The 25711-nt window shown below is 71.9% G+C and carries 22 protein-coding genes; 7 read left to right on the top strand and 15 right to left on the bottom strand.

All coding sequences use genetic code 11. The features are described 5' to 3' along the window. Nucleotides 1-28: 28 nt before the first annotated feature. The 6 genes from MKK69_RS13440 to MKK69_RS13415 form a co-directional block, all read right to left on the bottom strand. The gene (locus MKK69_RS13440) at nt 29-253 is read right to left on the bottom strand and encodes a hypothetical protein (RefSeq protein ID WP_243968422.1); all 225 of its coding nucleotides are present in this window, start codon (nt 251-253) and stop codon (nt 29-31) included. 60 nt (nt 254-313) lie between these two features. Continuing rightward, nucleotides 314-2398 (bottom strand): hypothetical protein, encoded by a 2085-nt coding sequence (locus MKK69_RS13435; protein WP_243968420.1) that lies wholly within the window; start codon nt 2396-2398, stop codon nt 314-316. Nucleotides 2399-2630: 232 nt separating this feature from the next. Continuing rightward, a complete protein-coding gene (locus MKK69_RS13430; RefSeq protein WP_243968419.1) occupies nt 2631-5450 on the bottom strand; it encodes a DUF4159 domain-containing protein in 2820 nt (939 codons plus the stop codon). Nucleotides 5451-5457: 7 nt separating this feature from the next. Continuing rightward, nucleotides 5458-6369 (bottom strand): DUF58 domain-containing protein, encoded by a 912-nt coding sequence (locus MKK69_RS13425; protein WP_243968417.1) that lies wholly within the window; start codon nt 6367-6369, stop codon nt 5458-5460. A 2-nt stretch (nt 6370-6371) separates the two neighbouring features. Next, nucleotides 6372-7376, bottom strand: coding sequence for an AAA family ATPase (locus MKK69_RS13420; RefSeq protein WP_243968415.1), 1005 nt, complete (start codon nt 7374-7376; stop codon nt 6372-6374). Between the two features lie 293 nt (nt 7377-7669). Next, the gene (locus tag MKK69_RS13415; RefSeq protein WP_243968413.1) at nt 7670-8218 is read right to left on the bottom strand and encodes a formaldehyde-activating enzyme; all 549 of its coding nucleotides are present in this window, start codon (nt 8216-8218) and stop codon (nt 7670-7672) included. Between the two features lie 323 nt (nt 8219-8541). On the opposite strand from MKK69_RS13415, the gene MKK69_RS13410 reads away from it, so the two are divergent. After that, a complete protein-coding gene (locus MKK69_RS13410) occupies nt 8542-11676 on the top strand; it encodes a rhamnan synthesis F family protein (RefSeq protein WP_243968411.1) in 3135 nt (1044 codons plus the stop codon). 19 nt (nt 11677-11695) lie between these two features. Further along, nucleotides 11696-13231: a glycosyltransferase family 2 protein gene (locus MKK69_RS13405; protein ID WP_243968409.1), complete on the top strand. Its 1536-nt coding sequence runs from the start codon at nt 11696-11698 to the stop codon at nt 13229-13231. 330 nt (nt 13232-13561) lie between these two features. On the opposite strand, the gene MKK69_RS13400 is transcribed toward MKK69_RS13405, so the two are convergent. Further along, the gene (locus MKK69_RS13400; RefSeq protein ID WP_243968407.1) at nt 13562-14827 is read right to left on the bottom strand and encodes an FAD-dependent monooxygenase; all 1266 of its coding nucleotides are present in this window, start codon (nt 14825-14827) and stop codon (nt 13562-13564) included. 101 nt (nt 14828-14928) lie between these two features. Between MKK69_RS13400 and tesB the strand changes: the two genes are divergently transcribed. From tesB to MKK69_RS13385, 3 genes are all read left to right on the top strand, one after another. Further along, nucleotides 14929-15828 carry an acyl-CoA thioesterase II gene (gene tesB, locus MKK69_RS13395; RefSeq protein WP_243968405.1) on the top strand — a complete coding sequence of 300 codons (900 nt, stop codon included), beginning with the start codon at nt 14929-14931 and terminating at the stop codon, nt 15826-15828. Between the two features lie 296 nt (nt 15829-16124). After that, nucleotides 16125-16463 (top strand): P-II family nitrogen regulator, encoded by a 339-nt coding sequence (locus tag MKK69_RS13390; protein ID WP_010683623.1) that lies wholly within the window; start codon nt 16125-16127, stop codon nt 16461-16463. 80 nt (nt 16464-16543) lie between these two features. Next, nucleotides 16544-18043 carry an ammonium transporter gene (locus MKK69_RS13385; RefSeq protein WP_243968403.1) on the top strand — a complete coding sequence of 500 codons (1500 nt, stop codon included), beginning with the start codon at nt 16544-16546 and terminating at the stop codon, nt 18041-18043. A 166-nt stretch (nt 18044-18209) separates the two neighbouring features. On the opposite strand, the gene MKK69_RS13380 is transcribed toward MKK69_RS13385, so the two are convergent. The 4 genes from MKK69_RS13380 to trmD form a co-directional block, all read right to left on the bottom strand. Beyond that, nucleotides 18210-18341 (bottom strand): type II toxin-antitoxin system HicA family toxin, encoded by a 132-nt coding sequence (locus tag MKK69_RS13380; RefSeq protein ID WP_243968402.1) that lies wholly within the window; start codon nt 18339-18341, stop codon nt 18210-18212. Nucleotides 18342-18400: 59 nt separating this feature from the next. Next, nucleotides 18401-18628 (bottom strand): DUF1902 domain-containing protein, encoded by a 228-nt coding sequence (locus MKK69_RS13375; RefSeq protein WP_243968400.1) that lies wholly within the window; start codon nt 18626-18628, stop codon nt 18401-18403. A 115-nt stretch (nt 18629-18743) separates the two neighbouring features. After that, complete coding sequence (locus MKK69_RS13370) at nt 18744-19913, bottom strand: phosphoserine transaminase (RefSeq protein ID WP_243968398.1); 1170 nt, start codon at nt 19911-19913, stop codon at nt 18744-18746. Between the two features lie 350 nt (nt 19914-20263). Then, entirely contained in the window at nt 20264-21013 is a 750-nt protein-coding gene (trmD, locus tag MKK69_RS13365) for a tRNA (guanosine(37)-N1)-methyltransferase TrmD (RefSeq protein WP_243968396.1), read from the bottom strand. 74 nt (nt 21014-21087) lie between these two features. Between trmD and MKK69_RS13360 the strand changes: the two genes are divergently transcribed. Together MKK69_RS13360 and MKK69_RS13355 are read left to right on the top strand one after the other, a co-directional pair. After that, nucleotides 21088-21807: a class I SAM-dependent methyltransferase gene (locus tag MKK69_RS13360; protein ID WP_243968395.1), complete on the top strand. Its 720-nt coding sequence runs from the start codon at nt 21088-21090 to the stop codon at nt 21805-21807. An 86-nt stretch (nt 21808-21893) separates the two neighbouring features. Further along, nucleotides 21894-22679, top strand: coding sequence for a DUF4239 domain-containing protein (locus tag MKK69_RS13355; RefSeq protein WP_243968393.1), 786 nt, complete (start codon nt 21894-21896; stop codon nt 22677-22679). 77 nt (nt 22680-22756) lie between these two features. Here MKK69_RS13355 and rimM read toward each other — a convergent pair whose 3' ends face one another. From rimM to ffh, 4 genes are read right to left on the bottom strand one after another with little or no spacing between them, the layout of a single operon-like run. Next, a complete protein-coding gene (gene rimM, locus MKK69_RS13350; protein WP_243968391.1) occupies nt 22757-23434 on the bottom strand; it encodes a ribosome maturation factor RimM in 678 nt (225 codons plus the stop codon). A gap of 10 nt (nt 23435-23444) precedes the next feature. Then, on the bottom strand, nt 23445-23807 hold the full coding sequence (rpsP, locus tag MKK69_RS13345; RefSeq protein WP_243968389.1) for a 30S ribosomal protein S16: 363 nt from the start codon (nt 23805-23807) through the stop codon (nt 23445-23447). 4 nt (nt 23808-23811) lie between these two features. After that, nucleotides 23812-24147, bottom strand: a complete 336-nt coding sequence (locus tag MKK69_RS13340; RefSeq protein ID WP_243968388.1) for a chorismate mutase — start codon at nt 24145-24147, stop codon at nt 23812-23814. After that, nucleotides 24144-25706: a signal recognition particle protein gene (ffh, locus tag MKK69_RS13335; protein WP_243968386.1), complete on the bottom strand. Its 1563-nt coding sequence runs from the start codon at nt 25704-25706 to the stop codon at nt 24144-24146. Before ffh ends, MKK69_RS13340 begins: the two co-directional genes overlap by 4 nt. Between the last annotated feature and the right edge of the window lie 5 nt (nt 25707-25711).

Here is a 25711-nt window from a genome sequence, read left to right as displayed (position 1 = left end):
CCAGATCAAGGCCCCACACTGTCTTCCACTATAGCCTCCACTCGTTCCCTAGTCGACGCTCCTCCCAGTAGCCCCGCAGAGCCGCCGCCCGCGCCGCGAAGTCGAAGATGCCGGTCTCCCAATCCGCCCCGGCCATCGCGTTCCCCTCACGCCACAAAGCCCGGGACACGATCGCCCCCTCGGCGCGCTGGAGGGTCGCGGCGTCGATCCGCCCGTGATGCTCACCCAGGCTGGCCACGCTCTTCGGTGCCACGGGAGGCGCGGTTTCTCCCTCCCCCGCAGAGGGGGGAGGGGGATCCCGCGCCGGATCCTCTCACGCTGCCCGCCCGCGCCTTCCCTCCACCAGCCACATGGCCAGCACCGCTGCCGCCAGAGCGGCGAGCGCCGCCAGTCCCAGCGTCAGGGGATAGACCTCGACGCCGCGGATATTGGCGCTGTCACTCGGCCGGAAGCCGATCCAGTCACCCCCTGCGAGGCGGCCGCTGCGCACGGTGGCGAGGCGCGGCACCTGGATGGCGCTCCCGGCCTCGGCGATGCGCCGGATCGAGCCGCCCGAGCCCTCCGCCACGCCCTTCAGTCGCTCGGTGTCGCTGAACACGTCGGCGAGTTCACGCGGGTTGGCCGGGCCGACGCTGACGAAGGCCACGAGGGTGCCGGAGCGGAGCGTATGCAGCCCCAGGGACTCGGCCTCGAAGGTCGCGCTGAACAGGCCCGGCTCCTGGGGCTTGAGCGTCAGCGTCGTCACCTTGCCGGTGGGTCCGGTGACGGTGACCGGCTCGGCCTGATCCGCCATGGTCTGGCGCTCGACCCGCACCTCCCGGCCGCGGCCGGTGGTTTGGGCGCGCAGGGCCTCCTCCTCCAGGGCCGGTTCCTTCATCAGCCAGTGGCCGAGGCGGCGGAGCAGGTCGAGATAGGGGCCGCCCTCCTGGTAGCCCCGGGCCCAGAGCCAGGCATGGTCGGACAGGAGCAGGGCGACGCGGCCCTTGTCCTCCCGGGAGAGCGCCAGCAGCGGCAGGCCCTCGGCCCCCGACAGGATCGGCTCGATCCCGGGCCGGGTGCGCGCCTCGACGATGCGCAGCCAATCGCCCCAGGCGGGCGGATTGGCGTCCGAACCTGGCAGGGCGCGGGTCACCGGGTGGCGCTGGCCGATCGGGGTCGGCGTCGCCTTGTAGGGCTTCTCGACCACCCGACCGTCCGGATCACCCGGCAGGATGCCGGCGAGCCGGGTGCGGGCGAGGCTCGCTGGCCCGGCGAATTCGGGTCCGGCCGCGATGAGCAGGGCGCCGCCCTCCCGGACGTAGCGGACGATGTTGTCGAAATAGGCCTGCGGCAGCACGCTCTGGTTGGCGTAGCGGTCGAAGATGATCAGGTCGAAATCCTTGATCTTCTGGACGAACAGCTCGCGCGTCGGGAAGGCGATCAGGGAGAGTTCGGAGATCGGCGTGCCGTCCTGCTTCTCGGGCGGGCGCAGGATGGTGAAGTGGACGAGATCGACGTTGGCGTCGGATTTCAGCAGGTTGCGCCACGTGCGCTCGCCCTGGTGGGGCTCCCCGGAGACGAGAAGCACCCGCAGCTTCTCGCGGATGCCCTCGATCGGCAGGACCGCGCGGTTGTTGACGTTGGTCAGTTCGCCCTGGAGCGGCTCGACCTCGATCTCGACCACGTTCGGGCCGCCATGCTCGATCCGGGTGGTCAGCGAGAACGGCTTGTCGGTGGCGACGTCCCGCCGGCCGATCTCCTCGCCGTCGCGGCGGATGGTGACCACCGCATGGCCGGTGCCGCCGCGCTCCATCACCTCCGCGCGGATCGTCAGGTCCTTGCCGACGATGCCGAAGCGGGGCGCTTCGAGCAGCTTGATCTGCCGGTCGCGCTCGTCCGGATGGCCGGTGACGAGGACGTGGAGCGGCGCCTTGATGCCGAGCTGCGCCAGGGAGGCGGGGATGTCGTGGACCACCCCGTCGGTGAGCATCACGATCCCGGCGAGGCGCTCGGGGGGCACATCGGCGAGGGCTTGGCCCAGCGCCGTGAACAGCTTGGTGCCGTCGTCGCCGTCCTTGGCGTCGGGCACGTCGATGAAGCGGGGCTCGATGTCGGTGAGCGCCCCGAAGCGGCGCTGCAACTCGGCCCGGACCGTGTCGGTCATCTGCGGCCGGTCGCCGAGCTGCTGGGACCCGGACCGGTCGACCACGATGGCGGCCACGTCCTTCACCGGCTCCCGGTCCTCGCGCACGAGCGCGGGGTTGGTCAGCGCCGCCAGCACCAGGGCGAGGACGAGGACGCGGAGCAGGGCGGTCCGCCCCCGCGCCAGGACGGCGAACACCGCCAGGACGGCCACGACGACGCCCAGCACGGCGATGGCCGGCCAGGGCAGGAGGGGTGTGAAGCTGAGGCTCAGCATGGGGCGGAGCGCTCCGGATCCGTGATGCGGCGTCTCCCTCCCCCCTCTGCGGGGGCGGGTGGGCCGGCCGTCAGGCCGGGTCGGGAGAGGGGAGCGACGGTGCCGAAGAAGTCGCGACGGGCGTCAGATCCTGAGACGTCGCGCTGCCCCTCTCCCGACCCCCTCCGGGGGCCACCCTCCCCCACAGAGGGGGGAGGGGGAGCGGCGTTGCGCTTCTCGTCATGAAAAAAAATCACTGCCCCAGCCGCTCCAGCAGCGCGGGCACGTGGACTTGGTCCGCCTTGTAGTTGCCGGTGAGCGTGTACATCACGATGTTGACGCCGCCCCGGAACGCCATCTCGCGCTGCCGCTGGTCGCCGCCGACCACCGGGTAAAGCGGCTCCCCACCCCGGCCCACCGCCCAGGCTGCGGCGAGGTCGTTGCCGGTGATGATGATCGGGCTGACCCCGTCGCCGGCCCGGGCCGGGCGGCGCTCGGCACCCTCGGCGGCCGGCGGCAGGGCCTCCACCCAGGTCTGGCCGGTGGCGTAGCGGCCGGGGAAGCTGTCCACGAGGTAGAACGCCTTGGTCAGCACGTGGTCGAGGGGCACCGGCTCCAGTTCGGGCACCTCGAGCGTCGCCAGCATCTTGCGCAGGTAGGCGGCCTCCGGGGAGGGCGGCCCGCCGGGCCGGGCCGTGAGCGCGTCGCGGGTGTCGAACAGCACGGTGCCCCCGTTGCGCATGAACGCGTCGATCTTGCGGATCGTCGTCTCCGAGGGCTGCGGCCGAGACGGCGCGATCGGCCAGTAGATCAGCGGGTAGAAGGCCAGCTCGTCCTTGGCCGGATCGATCCCTGCGGGCTCGCCGGGTTCCAGGGCGGTGCGCGAGGCCAGCATCTGGGTAAGGCCGGTGAGGCCGGTGCGGCTCGCCTCGTCGACGGCGGCATCGCCCGTGATCACGTAGGCCAGGCGCGTCACCAGCGCCGATTCGATGCCGTTCGGCCGGTTGATCGGCGGCTCCTCGGCGCGCACGGGCTGGATCGGCAGAGCCGCGATCAGGAGGAGGCCCGCGAAGGCCAGCACCGCCGGGCGTCCGCGCAGACGTCCGATCAGCCCGCTCCGGCTCAGGAACCCGCCAAGCCACAGCCCCGCCACGGTGTCGAGGGCCAGCAGCAGCAGCGCCAGGGTGAACAGGCTCGGGCGCAGATCGACGGTCTCGGCCCCGGCGAGGGAGCCGGTGCGGGCCCCATCGAGGGCGACGGCGTCGAGGGGTTTCAGCCGATCGTCCGGTTTCAGGGCGTTCACGCTGATTCCTCCGTCCGGCGGGCCGTAGAAGCCCGGCGGATGCTCCGGGTTCGCCCGGTCGGCAAAGTCGGCCGCCACCGCCGTGGCCGAGGCGGGTGGCGAGCCCAGCGCGCCGAACCCGTCCAGCGTCACCCGGGGGGCCAGGACCGGGGCGGCCGCCCGCGGCGCCTCGCCCGGGATCGGCGTCGCGGCGCCGGCGAGCGCGACCACCCGCCGGAGCATGTCGATGAACAGGCCCGAGAGCGGCAGGTTCGACCACGTCGTGTCGGCGGTGACGTGGAACAGCACGATCGTCCCCTGGCCGCGCTTCTGCGCGGTGACGATCGGCGTGCCGTCCTGGAGCGAGGCCCAGGTGCGGTTCGGCAGATCGCCGTCCGGCTCGGCCAGGATCTGGCGGCGCACACCGATATCGGCCGGCGGCTTGAGGCCGGCAAAGGGGCTCTCGGGCGGGAACGGCGCCAGGGTCTTGGGGCTGTCCCAGGAGAGCGTCCCGCCGAGAGTCCGGCCGCCCCGGCGCAGCCGCACCGGCACGAGCGGATCGTTGCCAGCGGCCAGGCGCGGGCCGGCGAAGCGCAGCAGCATGCCCCCCGCCTTCACGAAGCTCTCGATCCGGGCCGTGGTCTTGTCGTCCAGGGCGCCGACATCCGCGAGGACGAGCACCGAGACCTGATTGTCGAGGAGCTGGTTGATCGACTCCGCCGTACCCTTGGCGCCGCGGGGCTCCTGCACGTCCGCGAAGGGCTGGAGCGCCCGGGCGAGGTAGTAGGTCGGCGCCAGCAGGGGCTGGGCCTGGTCGAGGGTGCCGCCGAAGACCAGGCCGACCCGCCGCCGCTTGCCGCGCTCGTCCTGCAACACCACCGCGCCAGCCGAGCGCTCGCCGGCTATCTCCAGACGGCTGATGCTGTTGCGCAGCTCCACCGGCATCTCGAAGGCGGCCTGTGCTTCGGTGGCGTCGGCCGCGAAGGCGAAGTCGCGCTCGGCGAGGGGCAGGCCCTTCTGGTCGAGCGCCCGGATCACGCCGGTGTCGTGCCCGTTCGGCGCCGCCCGCAGGGCGTGGGCGACGAGGGTGCCGGCATTCTCGGTGGCGGTGAGCGCCAGCGCCGGGGGCCGGTCGGCCCGCAGGATCGTCAGCGCCGCACCGTTGCCGCCGATGAGGTCGGCGAGGCCCTTGGCGAAGCGCTCGTCGGCGGCTCCGGCGACGCCGTCGCTGATCCAGACGAGGCCGGCGCCCCGGTTCTTGCCCAGGAAGGTCTCGATCGTCGCGAGATGCGCGTCGCGGACGGGCAGGATCGGGCGGGGCGCCAGGGCGCGCAGGCGCTCCAGGGCGGCGGCCGGGGTCCTCGCCTCGAAAGTCGCCGGAGCGTCGGCGAGGCCGATCACCGCCACGGGCCGGCCGTCCCGGGCCGCGCCCTCCACGGCATCGGTGGCGACCCGCAGCCGGTCGCGCCAATCGTGGGCGGCGGGGAAGCCGTTGTCGAGGAGTACGAGGAGCGCGCTGCGCCCGCCCCCGGCGCCGACGCCCCCGGCATTCCAGACCGGCCCGGCCACCGCCAGGATCAGGGCCGCGGCGATCAGCAGACGCAGCAGCAGCAGCCAGGGCGGCGTGCGCGCCGGATTCTGCCGCTGCGGGATCAGGTCGGCTACGAGCTTGAGCGGCGGGAACTCGATCCGCCGGGGCCGCGGCGGGGTCACCCGCAGCAGGAACCACAGGGCCGGCAGGCCGATCAGGGCGGCGAGCGCCAGCGGGGCGGCGAAGGTCAGACCCAGCATGGCGCCCTCACTCCGGGCCGCGGGCGGCGATCAGCGTGGCGAGCCGCAGGGCCGCCTCGCTCGCCGGCCGGTCGGTGCGGTGGATCGTCAGGGTCCAGCCCTGGCCGCGGGTGATGGCGGCCAGCGCCGCCCGGTGCGCGGCGATCCGGGCGCGGTAGCGCGCACCCCAGGCATCGGCATCGCCGATATCGAGGCTGAGGCCGCCTTCGAGGTCGTGCAGGACGGCCTGGCCGGTGAACGGGAACGTCTCCTCGATCGGGTCGACGATCATGAGCAGATGCCCGCGGCTGCCGCGGCCGGCGAGGCTCTGGACCGAGGCGGCGATCCGGTCGGGCTCCGTCAGGAAGTCGCCGATCAGCACGACCTCGTCGAACCGGGCGGGATGGGCCTGCGGCGGCAGATCCTGGGTCAGGCCGGCCTTGTCGGCCACGAGGGACTGCGCCATCCGCTCGACGATCCCCCGGGACGCGGTGGCCCGGGTCAGCCCCAGGAGCCCGACCCGCTCGCCGCCCTCCACGAAGGCGTCGGCCAGCGCCAGACCGAGGATGAGCGCACGCTCGACCTTGGGCGCCGACGCCAGGTCCGAACAGAAGCCCATGGAGGCGGAGCGGTCCATCCACAGCCAGATATTGTGGGCCGCCTCCCATTCGCGCTCGCGCACGTAGAGCCGGTCGTCCCGGGCGGAGCGCCGCCAGTCGACCCGCGCGGCGGCCTCCCCGGTGACGAAGGGGCGGAACTGCCAGAAGCTCTCGCCGGGTCCCGCCCGGCGACGGCCGTGCAGGCCGTGGGCCAGCAGGCTCGACACGCGCCGCGCCTCCAGGACGAGGCGGGGCATCTTGTCCGAGAGCGCCGTCGCGCCCTCGCTCTCGCGCCGGCCGGGAATGCGCCTGCCTGCGTCGAGGGCGTGGGTGGCGACCAAGGTCAGATCGTCTCCGCGAGCTTGCCGATCAGGCCCTCGATGGTCTCGCCGTCGGCGCGGGCGGTGTAGCTCAGGGCCATCCGGTGCTTAAGCACCGGCTCGGCCAGGGCCTTCACGTCGGCCACCGAGGGAGCGACCCGGCCCTCGATCAGTGCCCGGGCGCGGGCGGCGAGCGTCAGCGCCTGGCTGGCGCGGGGGCCGGGCCCCCAGAGGAGCTTGTCCTTGACCAGCGCGGCGCCGCCCTCGGGCCGGGCGGCGCGCACGAGGTCGAGGATCGCCTCGACCACGGCCTCGCCCATGGGCAGCCGGCGCACGAGGCGCTGGGCGGTGAGCAACTGCTCGGTGGACATCACGGCCCGCGGGCGCACCTCGTCCGCGCCGGTGGTCTCGATCAGGATCCGGCGCTCGGCGGCGCGATCGGGATAGCCGACGTCGATCTCCAGCAGGAACCGGTCGAGCTGGGCCTCGGGCAGCGGGTAGGTGCCCTCCTGCTCGATCGGGTTCTGGGTGGCGAGCACGTGGAACGGCCGCGGCAGGTCGTGGCGGGCGCCGGCCACGGAGACGTGGCCCTCCTGCATCGCCTGGAGCAGGGCCGATTGCGTGCGGGGGCTCGCCCGGTTGATCTCGTCGGCCATCAGGAGCTGGGTGAAGACCGGTCCCTGCACGAACCGGAAGGCGCGGCGGCGGTCGGCATCCTCCTCGAGAATCTCGGTGCCGAGGATATCGGAGGGCATCAGGTCCGGGGTGAACTGCACCCGCCGCGCGTCGAGGCCGAGCACGGTGCCCAGCGTCTCGACGAGCTTGGTCTTGGCGAGGCCGGGCAGGCCGACCAGCAGACCGTGGCCGCCGGCCAGGATGGTCACGAGGGCGAGGTCGACGACCTTCTCCTGCCCGAAGATCACCCCGTGGATCGCGTCCCGGGCCGCGCCGACGGCGGCGAGGCAGCTCTCCGCGGTGGCGACGATACCGTCGTCGAGGGTGGTGGCCGGGCTGATCCCCTGCGTCATGCCGATGTCCATCTCCTGCCCCCGGAGTCCCGCGGGACCCCACCGGTCATCCGGCCAATGTGGGGCCGTTCGCACCGGGCTGGCAAGGTCGGGATCGCCGCACGGTGATTCGCGGGGAGATCCGGGGGCGCGAGAAGTGACGGGCTCGGAGACGCCGCCATCGTTGCGCCATGGCGACGCCTCCGCGGCGGCCTCACGCGGCGCGCGGGGGCCTCACGCGGCGCCCGGCGGATCCGCGGAGGTCGTGCCCGGTTTGCGGCCAACGGTTCCGGGAGATCTTTGCGCTGAAATAATCAGATCTTCCCCTCAAGACCCATCGTGTAATACTTGTGCACGATCTTGTCCTGGTTCTCCAGCAGCCAGTCGATCGACGGCTCGTTGGTCATGGCCTTGCGGATCGCCTCGGTCATGCCCCTGCGCTGGATCTCGAACAGCGCCTTGTGATCGACCGTCTCGGCCTGGATCACCCCCGGGCTCAGCCAGACCGAGCAGATGATGCCGAGATCGTTGGCCTTCTCCTTGGGGATGTAGCCCGCCCGCACCGCGTCGAGCACGCCGTTGGCGATGGCGAACTGGACCGTGCCCATCAGGATCGAGGTGTACTTGCTCTCGGTGACGCTCACCTTGGACACGCAGAGCGTCACCGGCCGGACCATGATGTCGGTGTTGAGCAGCGCGAAGACCCGGCTGTGGCCGACGACCTGATCGCCGGTCAGCGTCGCGATCGCGGTGCCGACCGGCCCGTCGAGCTCGCCGATGATGACCTCCGGTTCGGAGGCGGTGTTGGGCGGCCCGCCCGCCACGAGCGCCTCGCCGGCGCGGAGGATGATGCGTTCGCTCATACGGTCGACTCCATGGGTCACGGCTTGATGGGTCACGGCTTGGATTTTGGCGTGCGAGCGCGCCCGATCGTGTCGCGCGGCGTGCCCGATGGGTCTCCCCTAGCACGCGTTCCGGCACGGGGCGCCCGCCTTCGGCGCCGATCCACCCCGATCCGCGACCGGGACGGCACCGGACCCCGCCCTTGGCGCGGGCGGCCCGGACCATTAGGAAGGCGCGCATGCCGGGACGGTCGTGCCTGCGACCGCCGGCCGAACCCTCTGATGTCTCTCGCGGATCGCGGCGTGGGCAGCTTTGCGGGCTTCCCGCGTATCCGGACCTGACCATGCGTTTTCGAGATGTGTTCGTCGCCGGATCGTCGGAGAAAGCCGGCCTCGCCGGGGCGGCGCAAACCCTCGCGCGTCCGCTGACCCGGCGGCTGAAGCGCCGCCGCCGCACCGAGCCCCGGCAGGCGGATCTCATCCGCGCGGTGAAGGAATCCGGCCTGTTCGACCCGGCCTGGTACGCCCGGCGCTACCCCGACGTGGTCGGCGAGGGGCTCGACCCCGCGCTCCACTACGCGGTCCATGGCGGTCGCGAGGGACGCTGGCCGCACCCGCTGTTCCACGGCGACCTCTACCTCGATTCCGTCCCGGGGCTGCGGGCGGAGGGCATCAACCCGGTGCTCCATTACCTCGACCGCGGCGCCGCGGCGGGGATCCGCCCGAACCCGCTGTTCGATCCCGACTGGTACGCCGAGCGCTATCTCGGCGGCGCCGGGCAGCGCGGCCGGGCGTTCCTCGACTTCCTGGGCCGGACCGACACCGACCCATCGCCGCTGTTCGACAGCGCCTGGTACCTGTCCCGCTATCCGGATGCCCGCGCGGCCGGCGGCAATGCCCTGAGCCACTTCTACGAGACCGGCCGGAAGCAGGGCTACCTGCGCAACCCGGAGGAATTCGCCGGCCTGTCGCGGCATGTCGACCTGATCCGCCGGTCCGGCCTGTTCGATGCCGCCTTCTACCGCGGGCGCTGCCCGGAGGCCGAGACCAGCGGGCTCGAGCCGCTGGAGCATTACGTGATGGCCGGCGGCTACCGCCGCCACGCGCCGCACCCGCTGTTCGATCCGGACTGGTACGCCGCCCAATCCGCCGCGGTGCGGGCCGACAGCCTCAACCCCCTGGTGCATTACCTGGAACACGGCGCCGCCGAGGGGCTCGATCCGGGCCCCTGGTTCGACACGCGCTGGTACACGAAGACTCATCTCGCCGACGATCCGGCCGGGCCGAACCCGCTGGTCCACTTCCTCGCCGATGGCGGCCGCACTACCAGCCCGTCGCCGCGCTTCGACGCGCCCTGGTACCGCGCCCGCTATCCGAAGGTGGCGGCCCTTGGGCTCAACCCGCTCGTGGATTACGTCACCACCGGCCTTGAGGCCGGGCGCCTGACCCGCCGGGTCGCCGAGGCCGCCGTGCCGGAAGCCGCCGAGTCCCGCCTGTCCTGCCTGAAGCGGGAACCGCGCCGGCACGACCGCACCGCCCTGTTCATCACCCACGCCCCCGAGGGCCGGATCCGGGGGCATGTCGAGCCCTATCTCGAGGCCTTCGCGCAGAACGGTATCGACATCGTCCTGATCATCGCGGCCGACCAGCACAAGAACGCCGTGCCGCAGGCGATCCTGGACCTCTGCGCCTCTGTCTACCTGCGCGAGAACCGGGGCTTCGACTTCGCCGCCTGGGCGCATGTCCTGCTGGAGGATGTCGACCTGCTCGATTGCGAGACCCTGTACCTCGCCAATGACAGCCTCGTCGGCCCCCTCGACCGCGGCGACTTCACCGGGCTGCTGGCCAAGATCGACGCCTTCCCGGAGGCGGTGATCGGGCTCGCCGACAATTTCTACTACAGTCACCACCTGCAGAGCTTCTTCCTGGCCCTGAAGCGGCGCTGCCTGTCGTCCTATGCGTTCAACCGCTTCCTCCAGGCGGTGGCGAACTGGCCGGACAAGAACGCGGTCATCACCGAGTACGAGCTGACCTTCTCCGGACGGATGCGGGCGGCGGGGCTCGGGATGCGCAGCCTGTTCTCGGCGCAGAACAAGCACATGTCGCTGGTCAACGACCCGCGCAACAACCGCACCCTGTTCGACTGGGAGAACATGCTGGCGCAGGGCTTCCCGTTCGTGAAGCGCTCGCTCCTGGGCGAGCACGCCGCGATCGGCGGCGCGGCCGTGCGGGAGGCGATCGCCGAGCGCGGCTTCGACCTCGACCGGCTCGATGTGACCTACACGTATCCGGGCGCGAAGATCTGGGCCGACCTGCGCAGCCCCCAGGCGCCGGACCGGCCCCTGCGCGTCGCCTTCGTCTCGCCGATGAACTACGCCAACGGGCTCGGCGTCGCGGCCCGCAGCTACGCCCGCGCTCTGCACCGGGCCCCCTTCGCCCTGAACGTCCACCCGATGGAGCGGCCGTTCCACGTCCACGCCCGGGTGGCGCCGGCCTGGCAGGCCCGGACCTTCTCGGGCCCGGCCGACGTCGCCCTGGTGCATTTCAACGGCGACAGCTGGCATTCCCTGATGAGCGACCGGCAGCAGGCCATCGCCGCGCAGGCGCGGCTGAAGGTCGGGCTGTTCGTCTGGGAAACCTCCCACGTGCCCGGGGGCTGGCTCCCCACCGTGGACGGGCTCGACGCGATCTGGGCGCCCACGGAATTTTGCGCGGCGATCTTCCGGCAGATCACCGACATCCCGGTCGATGTCGTCCCCTACGTGGTCGAGAACGAGGCCGGCGAGCCGGCCAGCGCCGCCGCCAAGTCCAACCTGCGCAAGGCCTTCGCCATCGATGCCACCAAGAAGGTCATCCTCTACGCCTTCGACGGATCGAGTTACCTCGCCCGCAAGAACCCGCATGCCCTGATCCGGGCCTTCCGGGCGGCCGGGCTGGGGCAGGCGGGCTGGCAGCTCGTGCTCAAGACCAAGCACGTCTTCGACCTGCCCGAGGAGGGCAGGAAGCTCCTCGACCTCGTGGGCAGGACCGGGGACGTGGTGGTGATCGACCAGCCCCTCTCCCAGAACGAACTCGGCGCCCTGTTCGAACTCTGCGCGGTCTACGCCTCGTCGCACTCGTCCGAGGGGTTCGGCCTGACGATCGCCGAGGCGATGGAGATGGGCAAAGTCGTGGTCGCCACCGATTACGGCGGCAGCCGCGACTTCCTCGACGCGACCTGCGGCTTCCCCGTGAAGGCCGAGATCGCCGCCCTGGACCGGACCTACGGTCCGTACCTGCGCGGCGCCGAGTGGGGCCAAGTGGACGAGGCCGACCTCGCCCGGGCGCTCACCGACGCCGCCCGGGCCGTGGCGAGCGGGGATGCGGCGCGGATCGGTGCCGCTGCCCGGGCGCGCATCCGCGCGCGGCTGTCCATCGCCGCGGTGGCCTCCGCCATGGAGGCGAGCCTGTCGCGTCTCCTCGCCGCCGAACGTTCCTGACGCCCCGGAGACGCGACCCTTGCTGAAGAAGAAACCGGTCCCGGCCCCGTCGGCCTCCTGGGGGGCGTGTCCGTGGCCGGACGCGATCCTGCCGCTGCCCCTCGACGCGCAGTTCCGCCCCGTCGACGAGCGCCGGCTCGGCCAGGTTGCCGCCGGGCAATTGCCGGCCTGCCGGGCTCTGTTCGTAGCGCCCGCGGCCTCCGAGCTGCACCCCGCCCTCGTGGCGCATCTCACGGCCGCGATGGCGGCGCGGCCCGATATCGGCATCTTCTACGGCGACGACGCCGTGGTGGACGGTGCGGGTCAGGTCCGGAGCGTCCATTGCAAGCCGGCCTTCAACCCGGCCCTGCTGATGGCCGACGACTATATCGGCTTCCCGCTCCTGATCCGCGCCTCGGTCCTGACGGGAATCGGCCCCGAATTCGGCCTGCGCCACGGCAGCGCCGCCTGGTTCCGGTTCCTGCTCGGGGCGATCTCCGCGGGGATCGGGATCGACCGCATCCCCGAGACGCTGATCGCCTCGCCGCTGGAGCGCCCGAAGGCGACCCGCACGGCCCGCGGCCACGCCCTGGACCGCTGGTTCGAGACGACCGGCGTGCCCCTGCGCGCGACCCCGGGGCTGACGCCCGACACGCTGGAGATCCGCCGGAGCCTCGACGCGCGGCCGGCCGTCACCCTCGTGGTGCCGACCAACCAGAGCCGTCCGAAGGACGATGACGGCCGGGTGCTGGACGGTGCCAAGCCGCACGTGATCAACCTCCTCGACAGCCTCGGCCGCAGCACCTACCCGGCCGACCGGATCCATGTGCTGATCGGCGACGATACGGACAACGACGCGATCTACCGCGGTCGCAACGACCGCTTCCGGGTGACCCGCCTGCTCACGACCCGGGCGCCGGGGGAGCCGTTCAACTACGCCGCCAAGATGAACCTGCTCTGGCGGGCCGCCGAGACCGACCTCGTCATCCTCATGAACGATGACCTGGTGGTGCGCCGGCCGGGCTGGATCGAGGCGCTCCTGACCTTCGCCCTGGACCGCGGCGTCGGCGGCGTCGGCGGCCGGCTGCTGTTCCCGAACGGTAATCTGCAGCACGCCGGCATGACCGGCGGCATCTTCGATGTCTTCGCCCATCCCTGGTACAACCGGGATGCGGCCGAGCCGACCTATGGCGACTGGGCGCTCACCCAGCGCGACTGTTCGGCGGTGACCGGCGCGCTCTTCGCCACGCGCAAGGCGGTGCTGGAGGCGGTCAACGGGTTCGACGCGGACTTCGCCCTCGACTTTAACGACGTCGACCTGTGCCTGAAGCTGCGCCAGCTCGGCTACCGGATCGTCTACACGCCGTTCGCCGAGATGGCGCATCACGAGAGCGCCTCGCGGCAGGCGAGCTTCGCCCCGGGCCCGCAGATCGCGCGCTTCCTGCGCCGCTGGAACGACGTGCTGGCGGAGGATCCGGCCTACAGCCCGCAGCTGCGCACCGACATCGACGTGGTCGCCCCCCGGGCCGAGGCGACGCGCTGGATCACGGAGCGCCGGGCGGAGGCGGCGGCCTGACCGATGCTCTCTGAGTGACGAGGCGCACGGATGCACGCAACGGCCAAACCCGCGCCTCTCCCTCCCCCCTCTGCGGGGGAGGGTGGCCCCCGAAGGGGGTCGGGAGAGGGGAGCGACGGTGCAGGATAGGGCGCAAGCCGTCACATCTGCACTGCCTTCTTCGGAAGCCGGGTTCCCCTCTTGCGGGACGACGTTCCGGCCCGACCCCTGCTGAGGCAGGGGCCACCCGCGCCCGCAGAGGGGGGAGGGCGCCCGCCGGCTCCGGACTGCCCCGTCCCTCGACCGGACGATGCATCCGAACGGCACGCATCCGCACCGGCGTGTCGCCCCCTACAGCCCGTCCCCCCGCATCAGCCGCGGCCGCGAGCCGCGGGCGGCGGCGGCCTCGCCGATGAAGAACCGCTTGAGCCCCGGCAGCCGGTCCACGATGCCGAGGCCGAGGTCGCGGGCGATCCGCAGCGGCAGCGCGTCGTTCGAGAACAGCCGGTTCAGCCCATCGGTGGCCGCCGCCATGGCGAAGCTGTCGAAGCGCCGGGCGCGCTCGTAGGCGCGCAGCACGTCGGGACCGCCGGGGTCGAGGCCGAGGCGCAGCGCACCGGTCACCGCCTCGGCCAGCGCGGCGGCATCGGCGAGGCCGAGATTGAGTCCCTGCCCGGCGATCGGATGGATCACGTGGGCGGCGTCGCCCAGCAGGGCGAGGCGCTCGGCGCGGTAGGCCCGGGCGAGGCCGAAGGCCAGCGGGTGCCGGCTCGGCCCGTGTTCCAGCGCGAGGGCCCCGAGATCCAGGGTGAAGCGGCGCTCGATCTCGGCCAGCACCTCGTCGGGCTCCCCCGACAGCAGAGCGTCGGCTTCGTCGGACCGTTCGGTCCAGACGATGGAGGAGCGATGGCCCAGGGTCCCTCCGTCCCGCAGCGGCAGGATCGCGAAGGGGCCCGAGGGCAGGAAATGCTCGACCGCGCGTCCCCCGTGCGGCCGGGCATGGCCGATGGTCGCCACGATGCCGACCTGCGGGTAGGACCAGCCGACCCAGCCGATCCGCGCGGCCTCTCGCAGGCGCGAGCGCGCGCCGTCGGCGGCCACCAGCAGGTCGCCCCGCAGGCTGTCGCCGGTCGTCAGCGCCGCACGGATCGCCGCGCCGTCCGGCACCGCGCGCTCGACCCCAGCGGTGACGAAGCCCACCCCCGTGGCCCGGCAGGCCTCCGCCAGGGCCGCGGCCAGCGGCTCGGCCTCGACCATATGGGCGAAGGGCGCGCCGTCGTCCCGGTCGTCCCCCGCCTCCCGGCCGAAGGTGAGGAAAGTGGGCCGCACCGGGTCGGCCAGGCGGCTGTCGCTGATCACCATCTCGGTGATCGGCTCGGCCGCGACCGAGACCCGGTCCCAGACGCCGAGCCGCTCCAGCATCCGCCGGCCGCCCGCCGCCACCGCGTAGGCGCGGCCGCGGTGCCGGGCCGGATCGGCGGCCCCCGGATCGATCACCGTCACGGCCAAAGCCGGGCCGTGGGCCTGCTTGAGGGCCAGCGCCAGGGCGAGGCTGGGCAGGCCGCCGCCGGCGATCAGGAGGCTGCGGCTTCCGGGGCGGGGCGTCTCGGCCGTCATGGGGCGGATCTCCGGTGTGCATCCCGCGGGCGGGACGCGTGGATTGGTTCGTCCGAAAGGCCTATGTCGCACGCGCACAACGAACGGAAACCCCGCGGGTCATGACCGACGCCAACACCGACGCGATGACCGATGCCGTCGCAGAGCTGATCGCCATCCTCGACCTGGAGCGGCTGGAGACCGACCTGTTCCGCGGTCAGAACCCGAAGACCGGCTGGCGGCGGGTCTTCGGCGGCCAGGTGGTGGCGCAGGCGCTGGTCGCCGCCACCCGGACGGTGCCGGACGACCGCCCGGTTCACTCGCTCCACGCCTACTTCATGCTGCCCGGCGATCCCCGCACGCCCATCGTGTACGAGGTCGAGCGCATCCGCGACGGCCGGAGTTTCACCACCCGCCGGGTCAAGGCGATCCAGCGCGGGCGGGCGATCTTCGCCACCACGGTCTCCTATCAGGTGGCGGAGGACGGTTTCGTCCACCAGCCGGCGATGCCCGCGGTGGCGGGGCCGGAGGGGCTCCTCGACGGCCAGGCCCTCGCGGCGGCCGGCGGCAGCGGCATGCCGGAGGCGATCGCCGCCTATTTCGGCCGGGCGCGGCCGATCGCCCTGCGTCCCGTCGACCTGAACCGGTACGTCCCCGCCGGGGGGGGCGGATTGCCGCCCGAGCCGGTGTTCAACGTCTGGCTGCGCGCCGCTGCCGCCCTGCCGGACGATCCGGCCCTGCACCGGGCCGTGCTGGCCTACGCCTCCGACATGACCCTGCTCGACGTGTCGCTGATCCCGCACGGGCGTTCGGTCTTCGATCCCACCATCCAGGCGGCGAGCCTCGACCACGCGCTCTGGTTCCACCGGCCGGTCAGGATCGACGATTGGCTGCTCTATGCGCAGGACAGCCCTGTGGCGGGCGGCGCCCGGGGATTCGCCCGTGGCCAAATCTTCGACCGCGCCGGAAATCTCGTGGCCTCGGTCGCGCAGGAGGGGCTTATCCGTCCCCACGCGGATTAAGATGCCGCGTTGCCCGTGTCCGGCAACGGCACGGAATCATGCACGTACGTGGGGCAAATTGCCCGCTTGATGTGCATTTCGGCGCCGGCGGCTGCGCGTGATCTGATCCGCGGCGGCTAATCCATGGGCAGAAATGGCCGGGGCGGAAAGGTTCCCGGCCAAGCTTGCGTGGCATAGTCCTTGAATGGCGACGTTCAACCGCGGGCCATCCCGAGCCTGCGGACGACCCCGGCCGGGTCGTCGCGCGGATCGGGCGTCGGCAACGGTTCCCACGGACTGCGAAGGGGGCGTCGCCCATGAAAATCGTGATGGCCATCATCAAGCCGTTCAAGCTCGAGGAGGTGCGCGACGCGCTCACCGGAATCGGCGTCCACGGCCTGACGGTGACGGAGGTGAAGGGGTACGGCCGGCAGAAGGGCCATACCGAGATCTACCGCGGCGCCGAATATGCCGTGAGCTTCCTGCCCAAGCTGAAGATCGAGGTCGCCGTCGCCTCGGATCTGACCTCGAGCGTCATCGACGCCATCGCGGGGGCCGCCCGCACCGGCCAGATCGGCGACGGCAAGATCTTCGTGATGCCGCTGGAGAAGGCGGTGCGCATCCGGACCGGCGAGACCGACGCCGACGCCCTCTGATCCGCGGCCCGGTGCGCCCGGGCCCGCAGACCCCCGACTTCCTTGAAACGATACGAATCACGACCGGGAGCCACGTGCCCATGAAACTTCGTCACGCCCTCATGCTCGGCTTGGGAGGGGCGGCCATCGCCGCCATCCTGATCGAGCCGTCCCTCGCACAGACGCCGACACCCGAAGCCGCGGCGCCGCCGCCGTCCCCGATCCCCAACAAGGGCGACACGGCCTGGATGCTGATCTCCTCGGCCCTGGTGCTGATGATGAGCGTTCCCGGCCTGGCCCTGTTCTACGGCGGCCTCGTGCGCACCAAGAACATGCTCTCGGTCCTGACCCAGGTCTTCGCCATCGTGGCGATCGTCGGCCTGCTGTGGGTGTTCTACGGCTACAGCCTCGCCTTCACCAACGGCGCCGGCATCAACGACTTCGTCGGCGGATTCTCGAAGGCGTTCCTGAAGGGCGTCGACCCGAACTCCACCGTGGCGACCTTCTCCAACGGCGTCGTGATCCCCGAATACGTCTACATCTGCTTCCAGATGACGTTCGCGATGATCACTCCGGCGCTGATCGTCGGCGCCTTCGCCGAGCGGATGAAGTTCTCGGCGCTGGTGGTGTTCATGATCCTCTGGGTCACGCTCATCTACTTCCCGATGGCCCACATGGTCTGGTACTGGGGCGGCCCGGATGCCGTCGGCAACGCCGCCAAGGCGCTGGCCGCCGCCACCGACGATGCCTCGAAGGCGACCGCGCAGGCGGCCCTCGACGCCGTCAACAAGGATGCCGGCTTCCTCTTCCAGAAGGGCGCCCTCGACTTCGCCGGCGGCACCGTGGTGCACATCAACGCCGGGATCGCGGGCTTCGTCGGATGCCTGATGCTCGGCAAGCGGATCGGCTACGGCCGCGACCTGCTCGCCCCGCACTCGCTGACCATGACGATGATCGGCGCCTCGCTGCTCTGGGTCGGCTGGTTCGGCTTCAACGCCGGCTCGAACCTCGAGTCCAACGGCACCACCGCGCTGGCGATGCTCAACACCTTCGTGGCGACCTGCGCGGCCGCGGTGGCGTGGCTTTTCGCCGAGTGGGCGCTCAAGGGCAAGCCGTCGCTGCTCGGCATGGTCTCGGGGGCGATCGCCGGCCTCGTGGCCGTCACCCCGGCCTCGGGCTTCGCCGGCCCGATGGGCTCGATCGTGCTCGGCCTCGTCGCCGGCGTGGTCTGCTTCGTGATGTGCTCCACGGTGAAGAACGCCATCGGCTACGACGACTCGCTCGACGTGTTCGGCGTGCACTGCGTCGGCGGCATCCTGGGCGCCCTGGCGACGGGCATCCTGGTCGATCCGAACCTCGGCGGCGTCGGCATCCCGGACTACTCCACCAAGCCGGGCGAGATGGTGGTCGGCGCCTACGACATGATGAGCCAGTTCATCGTGCAGGCCGAAGCGGTCGGCCTGACCCTGCTGTGGTCGGGCGTCGGCTCGGCGATCCTCTACAAGCTGGTCGACCTGACCATCGGCCTGCGGGTGACGCAGGAGGAGGAGCGCGAGGGGCTCGACATCGCCGATCACGGCGAGCGCGCCTACAACTACTGAGAGCGACCGGCGCGGCCCTGCGGGGCCGCGTCCTCCAGAGGAAAACCCCGGCTCCGCGTGGGCCGGGGTTTTTTGTTTGGGGAGGCACGTGTTTGACCGTACGATCGCGGTGCGGCCGATCCTTCAGCGCACGCGCCAGGATACGCCGCCTTCGTCGAACAGGCTCTCAGAATGCCTTCGGAAGGCCGGCCTGCTTCAGGACGCCGTTTGCCGTATGACGGGATTTGATGCTGCCATCGACGACGACCTTGCGGCCGGTCTCCGCGTGCTGCCAGATCTCACGGTCGCCGCGACCCATGCGGAAGAATCGGTAACCGCTGGCACGGAGCAGGTTCTAGAGATCGGGCGTATAATCTGTCACGCCGCCCCGACGCGCACACGATCATGCGCGTAGGCGATGAGGTCAACGTCGAGATCCCCGTCCTGCAGGTCTTCCAGCAGATCTTGAATCATCCCCGGGAGCTTGCGCCTGAGTCCCTCAAGCGACTCGGCTTCCGTAGCGAGGCCCGGGACGTCACTTTCGGAGACGTACCAGACCGCCGCGTCCGGATCCCAGGCACAGCGGACGACGGCGTGGCGTGTCATGGCGAGGTTCCTGAAGCGCGCCCAGGCATCGCGCGAATCGAGGGACGCGACAAGACCCTCTCGAATACGGGGTCGCGTATCCGCGACCCCGGTTGGTACGGCAAAGCGAACGGTCCTACGCCGCTTTGGCCAGCGCCGCCTTCTCCTCGGCGAAGGCCCAGTCGAGCCAGGGCGTCAGCGCTTCGAGATCCGCCGTCTCCACCGTGGCGCCGCACCAGATCCGCAGGCCCGCCGGGGCGTCGCGGTAGGCGCCGATGTCGAGGGCGACGCCCTCCCGGTCGAGGCGCTCGACCATCCCGGCCGCGAAGGCCGAGACCGCCGCGTCGCCCCGGGCGAGCACGTCCGGATCGGCCATCACCAGGCAGACGCCGGTGTTCGAGTAGGTCGCCGGATCGACCGCCAGCGGTGCGATCCAGGGCGTGCGCGCCACCCAATCGTAGATGATTTTGGCATTCGCGTCCGCCCGGGCATGGAGCGCCGGCAGGCCGCCGATCCGCACCGCCCAGTCGAGGGTGTCGAGGTAATCCTCGACCGCCAGCATGGACGGCGTGTTGATCGTGTCGCCCTTGAAGATGCCCTCGATCAGCTTCCCATCCTTGGTGAGGCGGAAGACCTTCGGCAGCGGCCAGGCCGGCGTGTGGCCCTCCAGGCGCGCGACCGCCCGGGGCGAGAGCACCAGCATGCCGTGCGCCGCCTCGCCGCCCATCACCTTCTGCCAGGAGAAGGTGACGACATCGAGCTTGTCCCAGGGGAGCGGCTGCGCGAAGGCCGCCGAGGTGGCGTCACAGATCGTCAGCCCGGCACGGCCGGCGGCGATCCAGTCGCCGTCGGGCACCTTCACGCCGGCCGCGGTGCCGTTCCAGGTGAAGACCACGTCGCTGCCTTGCGTGTCGATCGCCGCGAGATCCGGCAGGACGCCGTAGGGCGTCTGGTGGATGCGCGGATCGATCTTGAGCTGCTTCAGCGCGTCGGTGACCCACTCCTTGCCGAAGGCCTCCCAGGCGGCGACCTCGACCGGCCTCGGCCCCAGCATCGTCCACATCGCCATCTCGACGGCGCCGGTGTCCGAGGCCGGCACGATCCCGATGCGGTAATCGGCGGGCACCTGCAGGACCGACCGCGTCAAGTCGATGGCCCGGCCGAGCTTGGCCTTGCCGAGGGCCGAGCGATGCGAGCGGCCGAGGGCGGCGTCGGCGAGGGCGGCGGGGGTCCAGCCGGGGCGCTTGGCGCAGGGGCCGGAGGAGAAATGGGGCACGCGCGGGCGCTGCGCGGGGCGGCTGGTCATCGCAATCCATCCTTGCAGGGGATGCTCCGCGGCGGGGCGGCGCCTCCCGCGCTCGCGCATGCGCCCAAAGCGTCTGTCTTGCAAGCGCCCGCCGGGCCAGCGATCTTCGCTGCCTGCCCCCGGCCGGGACTCTCCGCGGACAGGCGTGGAACCGTCGATTAAGCCACGGGCATTAGCCTTAACAGCGTGCCGTGTTGTGTTCGAGGTACGCCCATGTCCATCCACAGCGCCGCGATACTGGCGGTCTGGTCTGCTCTGCTTGTGGTTATTGGAGCCTTAACGGCCCATGTCGCGCTTCCGAGCCATCTCCGGCGGCCGCTGCGCCAGCCGCTGCGGCGCGATCCGCTGGATCACGATCGCGACGGCCCGGTGATCGACCTCGAGGTGGCCTGATCCGGCGCGCCGGTGCCGCGCAGGTCCGGGCGGCGCTCGGCGGTGATGCGCTCGGCCTCCGCCCGCCGCCAGCGGGCGATGGCGCCGTGGTTGCCCCCGGACAGCACGTCGGGGATCGGCCGGCCCTCCCAGTCCCGGGGCCGCGTATAGTGCGGGTATTCGAGGAGCCCGCCCTCGAAGCTCTCCTCGACGCCGGATGCGACCTTGCCCATCACCCCGGGCAGGAGCCGGACGCAGGCATCGAGGACCACCAGGGCGGCGATCTCGCCCCCCGAGAGCACGTAATCGCCGATCGAGACCTCCTCCAGGCCGCGCCCGGCGATGACGCGCTCGTCGACCCCCTCGAACCGGCCGCAGACGATCAGCGCCCCCGGCCCCGCGGCGAGGTCGCGCACGCGAGCCTGGGTCAGCGGCCGGCCGCGGGGGGACATCAGCAGGCGCGGGCGCGGGTCGTTGGCCGGGCTCGCGGCGTCGATGGCGGCGGCCAGCACGTCGCAGCGCAGCACCATGCCGGCGCCCCCGCCGGCGGGCGTATCGTCCACCGCCCGGTGGCGGCCGAGCCCGTGCTCTCGGATGTTGCGGGCCTCCAGGCTCCAGGTGCCCCGGGCGAGCGCGTCGCCCGAGAGCGAGACGCCGAGGGGCCCGGGGAACATCTCCGGGTAGAGGGTCAGGATCGTGGCCCGCCAGGGCGTGTCCGCGCGCGTCATGGCGCTTGATCGCGCGCGGGGTGCGGCACGGTCAACGGCCCGGGCACCGATCCGCCCGCGGTGGGTTGTCGGCCATGATGCGCGTGGCGGCCCTTCTCTCCCTCGTCCTCGCCGGACCGGCCCTCGCGGCCGGACCGCTGGCTCCTCCAGGCGCGCCCGCGGAGGCGTTCCCGAAGCCCGACCGGCCGGTGGCCGAGATCGTCGCGCCCCGCTGGTCCGCGGAGGCCGAGCGCGACAAGGCGGGCGAGTTCGATCAGGTCGCCAGGGGAATGGGCATCGTGCCCGGCGAGACGGTGGCGGATATCGGTGCCGGCAGCGGCTACTACGTGGTCCGGCTGAGCCCCCGGGTCGGCCCGGGCGGCCGCGTGCTCGCTGAGGACGTCACCCCGGAGTACCTCGCCGCCCTGGAAACCCGGGTGAAGGATCTGTCCAACGTCACCGTGGTGCAGGGCGAGCCGCACGATCCGCGCCTGCCCCCGAACGCCGTCGACGCGGCGATCCTCGTGCACATGTACCACGAGATCACCCAGCCCTTCGGCCTGCTCCACAACCTCGCTTCGGCGATGCGCCCGGGCGGTCGCGTCGGCATCGTGGACGCCGATGACATCCCCTCCCGCCACGGCACACCGCCGGCGCTCCTGCGCTGCGAGCTCAAGGCCGCGGGTTACCGGGAGACCGGCTTCCACCCGCTGAAGGGCGGAGCCTACCTCGCGGTGTTCGCCGCACCCGCGCCCGAGCAGCGGCCGGCGCCGGAGGCGATCCACCCCTGCCGGGACGGGGCGACCCGGCGGTAACGCCTGTGAATCGGCGCCGACCTTCACGGTTTCTCAGCCCAAGGTTGTCAGCATCGCGGCTCGTCGCCCACGCTGCAGGCCGCCGCATGCTCCTCGGACTCTGGCTCGATCAACCGCTCTGGGCGATCTTCGCGGTGCTGGCCCTGTCGTTCGGCCTCCTCAGCGCGCTCCTGTACGGGCTGTCGCATCTGCGCCGGACGCGTCCGATGATGCGCCGCCTCGGCGCCGGCATGGTGCCGACCTACTTCACCGCGCTCGCGACCCTGCTGGCCCTGCTCACGGGCTTCGTGGCCAACGATGCCTGGGAGCGCCAGCGCTCGGCCGCCCGCGCCCTCCAGGCCGAACGCGCCGACGCCCTGGCGCTCTACGATCTCAGCCTCGCCTCGGCCTCCGACATGCGCAACATCCGGGCGGCCCTCGTCGGCTATCTCGACGCGGTGATCGAGCGGGAATGGCCGCGGATGAGCGAGGGCGGCTACGCCCCGGAGGCCGGGGTCGGGTTGCGGCGCCTCCTGGAGGCGGTGTCCGACCCGAAGATCACCGCGGAGGCGGGCGCGCCCACCCACACCGCGCTGGTCGGCGCCGCCATGGCCCTGCGGGGCGATCGCGGCGAACGGCTGGCGCTCAGCCAGACCGCCAGCGACGGAACCAAGTGGCTGACCCTCCTAATCCTGGCGGCGCTGACCCTGGTGGCCCTCGGGCTCGTCCACACGGAGCACCCGGCCGCCCAGGCGACGGTGCTGACGACCTTCTCGCTGGCGATGGTGACCACCCTCGGCCTGATCGCCCTGCACGAGCGCCCCTTCGACGGGCCGCTGGCGATGAGCGCGGAACCGCTGGTGATCGCCCGGGCCGCGGTGGCGGCGCCGTAGGGCATCCCTCCGGTTCGCCGAGGGAAAACCATCCCCCTCATCCTGACGAGCCGGAGCGAAGCGGAGGCCTCGAATGCTCAGCCCGGATCGTCGGTCGGCTTCACCCCCGGCGGCGCGAACAGATCCTCCGGCGCCAGCACGGTGACGCGGCGCTGCGCCACGTCGAGGTGCGGCACGAAGGCCTTCGTGAACGGCAGCAGCGCCGTGGGGCCTCCGCCGGGGGGGCGCAGTTCGAGCAGATCGCCGCCGCCGTAATTCGGCACGGCCACGATCGTGCCGATCTCCGTCCCGGCCTCGTCCACGGCCGTGGCGCCGATCAGGTCGGCGGCGTAGACCTCGTCGTCCCCGGGGGCAGCGAGCCGATCGCGGGGGACGAACAGGGCGAGGCGGTTCAACGCCTCCGCGGCGCTGCGGCCGGAGACGCCCGTCACCCGGGCGATCAGCATGTCGGGCGAGGAGCCCGGCGCAAGGCGCACCTCGGCGAGCGACAGGCTGCGCCCATCCGCCGTCATCAGGGCGCCGTAGCCGGCGATCGCCAGCGGGTCGGCGGTGTAGGATTTGAGGCGGACCTCGCCGTTGAGCCCGTGCGCCCGCCCGAACTCGCCCAGCAGGACGAGGCTCGGGTCGGGCGGCGGGGCCGGCTTCGGGGCCGGCGCCTTGGGCGAGGTCGCGGCGTCGGGCGCGATGGCGCCGACGGCCGCGCGGCCGCGGCGGCCGCCGTCGCGGGGGGAGGGACCTGCGGGGCGGCGCGCCATGATGCGGCCCTTAAGCGGCGGCGTCCTCGGCGGGGGCGGCGGCCTTCTCGGCGCGCTTGGCGGCGCGCTCCTTGGCCTTGTCGCCGGGCTCGGCCTTCTGCGGGTTGTTGCGGGTCGGACGCTTGGCGAGGCCGGCCTGGTCGAGGAAGCGCAGGACCCGGTCGGTCGGCTGCGCGCCCTTGGCGAGCCAGCCCTGGATCTTCTCGTTGTCGAGCACGATCCGGGCCGGATCGTCCTTGGCCTTCATCGGGTCGTAGGCGCCGACCTTGTCGATGAAGCGGCCGTCGCGGGGGGCGCGGGCGTCGGCGACGACGATGCGGTAATAGGGGCGCTTCTTGGCGCCGCCGCGGGTGAGCCGGATCTTCAGGGCCATTTTCTTACGACTTTCTCTCGGTGTCGGTCGCCGACTCGTGCGTCGCCGCGATCGACTGGTGGTGCCGGATGACTTCCTTGACCACGAAGGCCAGAAACTTCTCGGCGAAATCGGGGTCGAGCTTGGCCTCGACCGCGAGCGTGCGGAGCCGGGCGACCTGACGGGCCTCCCGGTCCGGATCGGAAGGGGGGATCCCCTTTCGGGCCTTGAGCTCGCCGACCCGCTGCGTGCAGCGGAAGCGCTCGGCGAGGAGATGGATCAGCGCCGCATCGAAATTGTCGATGCTGTCGCGCAGGCGCGCGAGTTCGGGATCGACGGCCTGCGCCGCGAGCACGTTCATTTCTTCTTCCCCGGCATGAACCCGCCGAGACCCGGAAGCTTCGGACCGCCCAGGCCCGGGAGCCCCGGCATCTTGGGCATCCCGCCCCCGCCCAGGCCCGGCGGCATCGGCGGCAGCTTGCCGCCGAACTGCTTCTCGATCTGCGCGATCTGCTCCGGCGTCGGCTCCGGCATGCCGGGGGGAAGGCCGGGCATGCCGCCGCCCATGCCGCCCCCGCCCAGGCCGAACATCGAGCCGAGCGCCTGCCCGATCCCGCGCTTGCCGGAGCCCATCGCCTTCATCATGTCGGCCATGGTCCGGTGCATCTTCAGGAGCTTGTTGATCTCCGAGACGTCGACCCCCGACCCCGCCGCGATGCGCTTCTTGCGGCTGTTCTTGAGGAGATCGGGGTTCTTGCGCTCCTGCGGGGTCATCGACGAGATGATGGCGCGCTGGCGCTTGAACATCTTCTCGTCGAGGTTGGCGCCCTCGACCTGCTTCTTGATCGCGCCCATGCCGGGCAGCATGCCCATCAGGCCGCCGATGCCGCCCATCTTCTCCATCTGGCCGAGCTGCATGGAGAGATCCTCCAGGTCGAACTTGCCCTTGCGCATCTTCTCCGCGGTGCGGAGCGCCTGCTCGTGGTCGATGGTCTCGGCGGCCTTCTCGACGAGGGAGACGATGTCGCCCATGCCGAGGATGCGGTTGGCCACCCGGGCCGGGTGGAACTCCTCCAGCGCGTCGACCTTCTCGCCGACGCCGACGAGCTTGATCGGCTTGCCGGTGACGGCGCGCATCGACAGGGCCGCGCCGCCGCGGGAATCGCCGTCCATGCGGGTCAGCACGATGCCGGTGACGCCGAGCCGCTCGTCGAAGGCCCGGGCGGTGTTGACCGCGTCCTGGCCGGTGAGCGCGTCGGCGACGAGCAGCACCTCGTGGGGTCTCGTGGCGGCCTTCACTTCGGCGGCCTCGGCCATCAGGGCCTCGTCCACCGTGGTGCGGCCGGCGGTGTCGAGCATCACCACGTCGAAGCCGCCGAGCCGCGCGGCATCCAGGGCGCGCTTGGCGATCTGCACCGCCGACTGGCCGGCGATGATCGGAAGGCTCTCGACGCCCACTTGCTTTGCCAGCACCGCCAGCTGCTCCATGGCGGCCGGGCGGCGGGTGTCGAGGGAGGCGAGCAGCACCTTGCGCTTCTCACGCTCGGTGAGCCGCCGGGCGATCTTGGCGGCGGTGGTGGTCTTGCCCGAACCCTGGAGGCCGACCATCAGGATCGGCACCGGGGCGGGGGCGTTGAGGTCCAGGGTCTCGGCGTCGGTGCCGAGCATGGCCACGAGCTCGTCGTTGACGATCTTCACGACCATCTGGCCGGGCGTCACCGACTTGAGCACGACGGCGCCGACCGCCTTCTCGCGCACCTTGTCGGTGAAGCTTCGCACCACTTCGAGGGCGACGTCGGCCTCCAGCAGGGCGCGGCGCACCTCGCGCATGGCGGCGGTGACGTCGACCTCGGTGAGCGCACCCCGGCGGGTGAGCCCGGAGAGGATGCCGGAGAGGCGGTCGGACAGGCCTTCGAACATGCTCT

The organism is Methylobacterium sp. J-026, assembly GCF_022829585.1.
Classification (GTDB): Bacteria; Pseudomonadota; Alphaproteobacteria; order Rhizobiales; family Beijerinckiaceae; genus Methylobacterium.
The sequence above is the reverse complement of the archived record's forward strand: the minus strand, read 5'-3'. Positions and strand labels throughout refer to the sequence as shown.

What these genes read in the sequence shown, in the direction of transcription:
- MKK69_RS13435 (WP_243968420.1), bottom strand. Translation starts at nt 2,398, where the DNA reads ATGCTGAGCCTCAGCTTCACACCCCTCCTGCCCTGGCCGGCCATCGCC.
- MKK69_RS13430 (WP_243968419.1), bottom strand. Translation starts at nt 5,450, where the DNA reads ATGCTGGGTCTGACCTTCGCCGCCCCGCTGGCGCTCGCCGCCCTGATC.
- MKK69_RS13420 (WP_243968415.1), bottom strand. Translation starts at nt 7,376, where the DNA reads ATGACGCAGGGGATCAGCCCGGCCACCACCCTCGACGACGGTATCGTC.
- MKK69_RS13415 (WP_243968413.1), bottom strand. Translation starts at nt 8,218, where the DNA reads ATGAGCGAACGCATCATCCTCCGCGCCGGCGAGGCGCTCGTGGCGGGC.
- MKK69_RS13410 (WP_243968411.1), top strand. Translation starts at nt 8,542, where the DNA reads ATGCGTTTTCGAGATGTGTTCGTCGCCGGATCGTCGGAGAAAGCCGGC.
- MKK69_RS13400 (WP_243968407.1), bottom strand. Translation starts at nt 14,827, where the DNA reads ATGACGGCCGAGACGCCCCGCCCCGGAAGCCGCAGCCTCCTGATCGCC.
- tesB (WP_243968405.1), top strand. Translation starts at nt 14,929, where the DNA reads ATGACCGACGCCAACACCGACGCGATGACCGATGCCGTCGCAGAGCTG.
- MKK69_RS13390 (WP_010683623.1), top strand. Translation starts at nt 16,125, where the DNA reads ATGAAAATCGTGATGGCCATCATCAAGCCGTTCAAGCTCGAGGAGGTG.
- MKK69_RS13385 (WP_243968403.1), top strand. Translation starts at nt 16,544, where the DNA reads ATGAAACTTCGTCACGCCCTCATGCTCGGCTTGGGAGGGGCGGCCATC.
- MKK69_RS13380 (WP_243968402.1), bottom strand. Translation starts at nt 18,341, where the DNA reads ATGGGTCGCGGCGACCGTGAGATCTGGCAGCACGCGGAGACCGGCCGC.
- MKK69_RS13375 (WP_243968400.1), bottom strand. Translation starts at nt 18,628, where the DNA reads ATGACACGCCACGCCGTCGTCCGCTGTGCCTGGGATCCGGACGCGGCG.
- MKK69_RS13370 (WP_243968398.1), bottom strand. Translation starts at nt 19,913, where the DNA reads ATGACCAGCCGCCCCGCGCAGCGCCCGCGCGTGCCCCATTTCTCCTCC.
- trmD (WP_243968396.1), bottom strand. Translation starts at nt 21,013, where the DNA reads ATGACGCGCGCGGACACGCCCTGGCGGGCCACGATCCTGACCCTCTAC.
- MKK69_RS13360 (WP_243968395.1), top strand. Translation starts at nt 21,088, where the DNA reads ATGATGCGCGTGGCGGCCCTTCTCTCCCTCGTCCTCGCCGGACCGGCC.
- MKK69_RS13355 (WP_243968393.1), top strand. Translation starts at nt 21,894, where the DNA reads ATGCTCCTCGGACTCTGGCTCGATCAACCGCTCTGGGCGATCTTCGCG.
- rimM (WP_243968391.1), bottom strand. Translation starts at nt 23,434, where the DNA reads ATGGCGCGCCGCCCCGCAGGTCCCTCCCCCCGCGACGGCGGCCGCCGC.
- rpsP (WP_243968389.1), bottom strand. Translation starts at nt 23,807, where the DNA reads ATGGCCCTGAAGATCCGGCTCACCCGCGGCGGCGCCAAGAAGCGCCCC.
- MKK69_RS13340 (WP_243968388.1), bottom strand. Translation starts at nt 24,147, where the DNA reads ATGAACGTGCTCGCGGCGCAGGCCGTCGATCCCGAACTCGCGCGCCTG.
- ffh (WP_243968386.1), bottom strand. Translation starts at nt 25,706, where the DNA reads ATGTTCGAAGGCCTGTCCGACCGCCTCTCCGGCATCCTCTCCGGGCTC.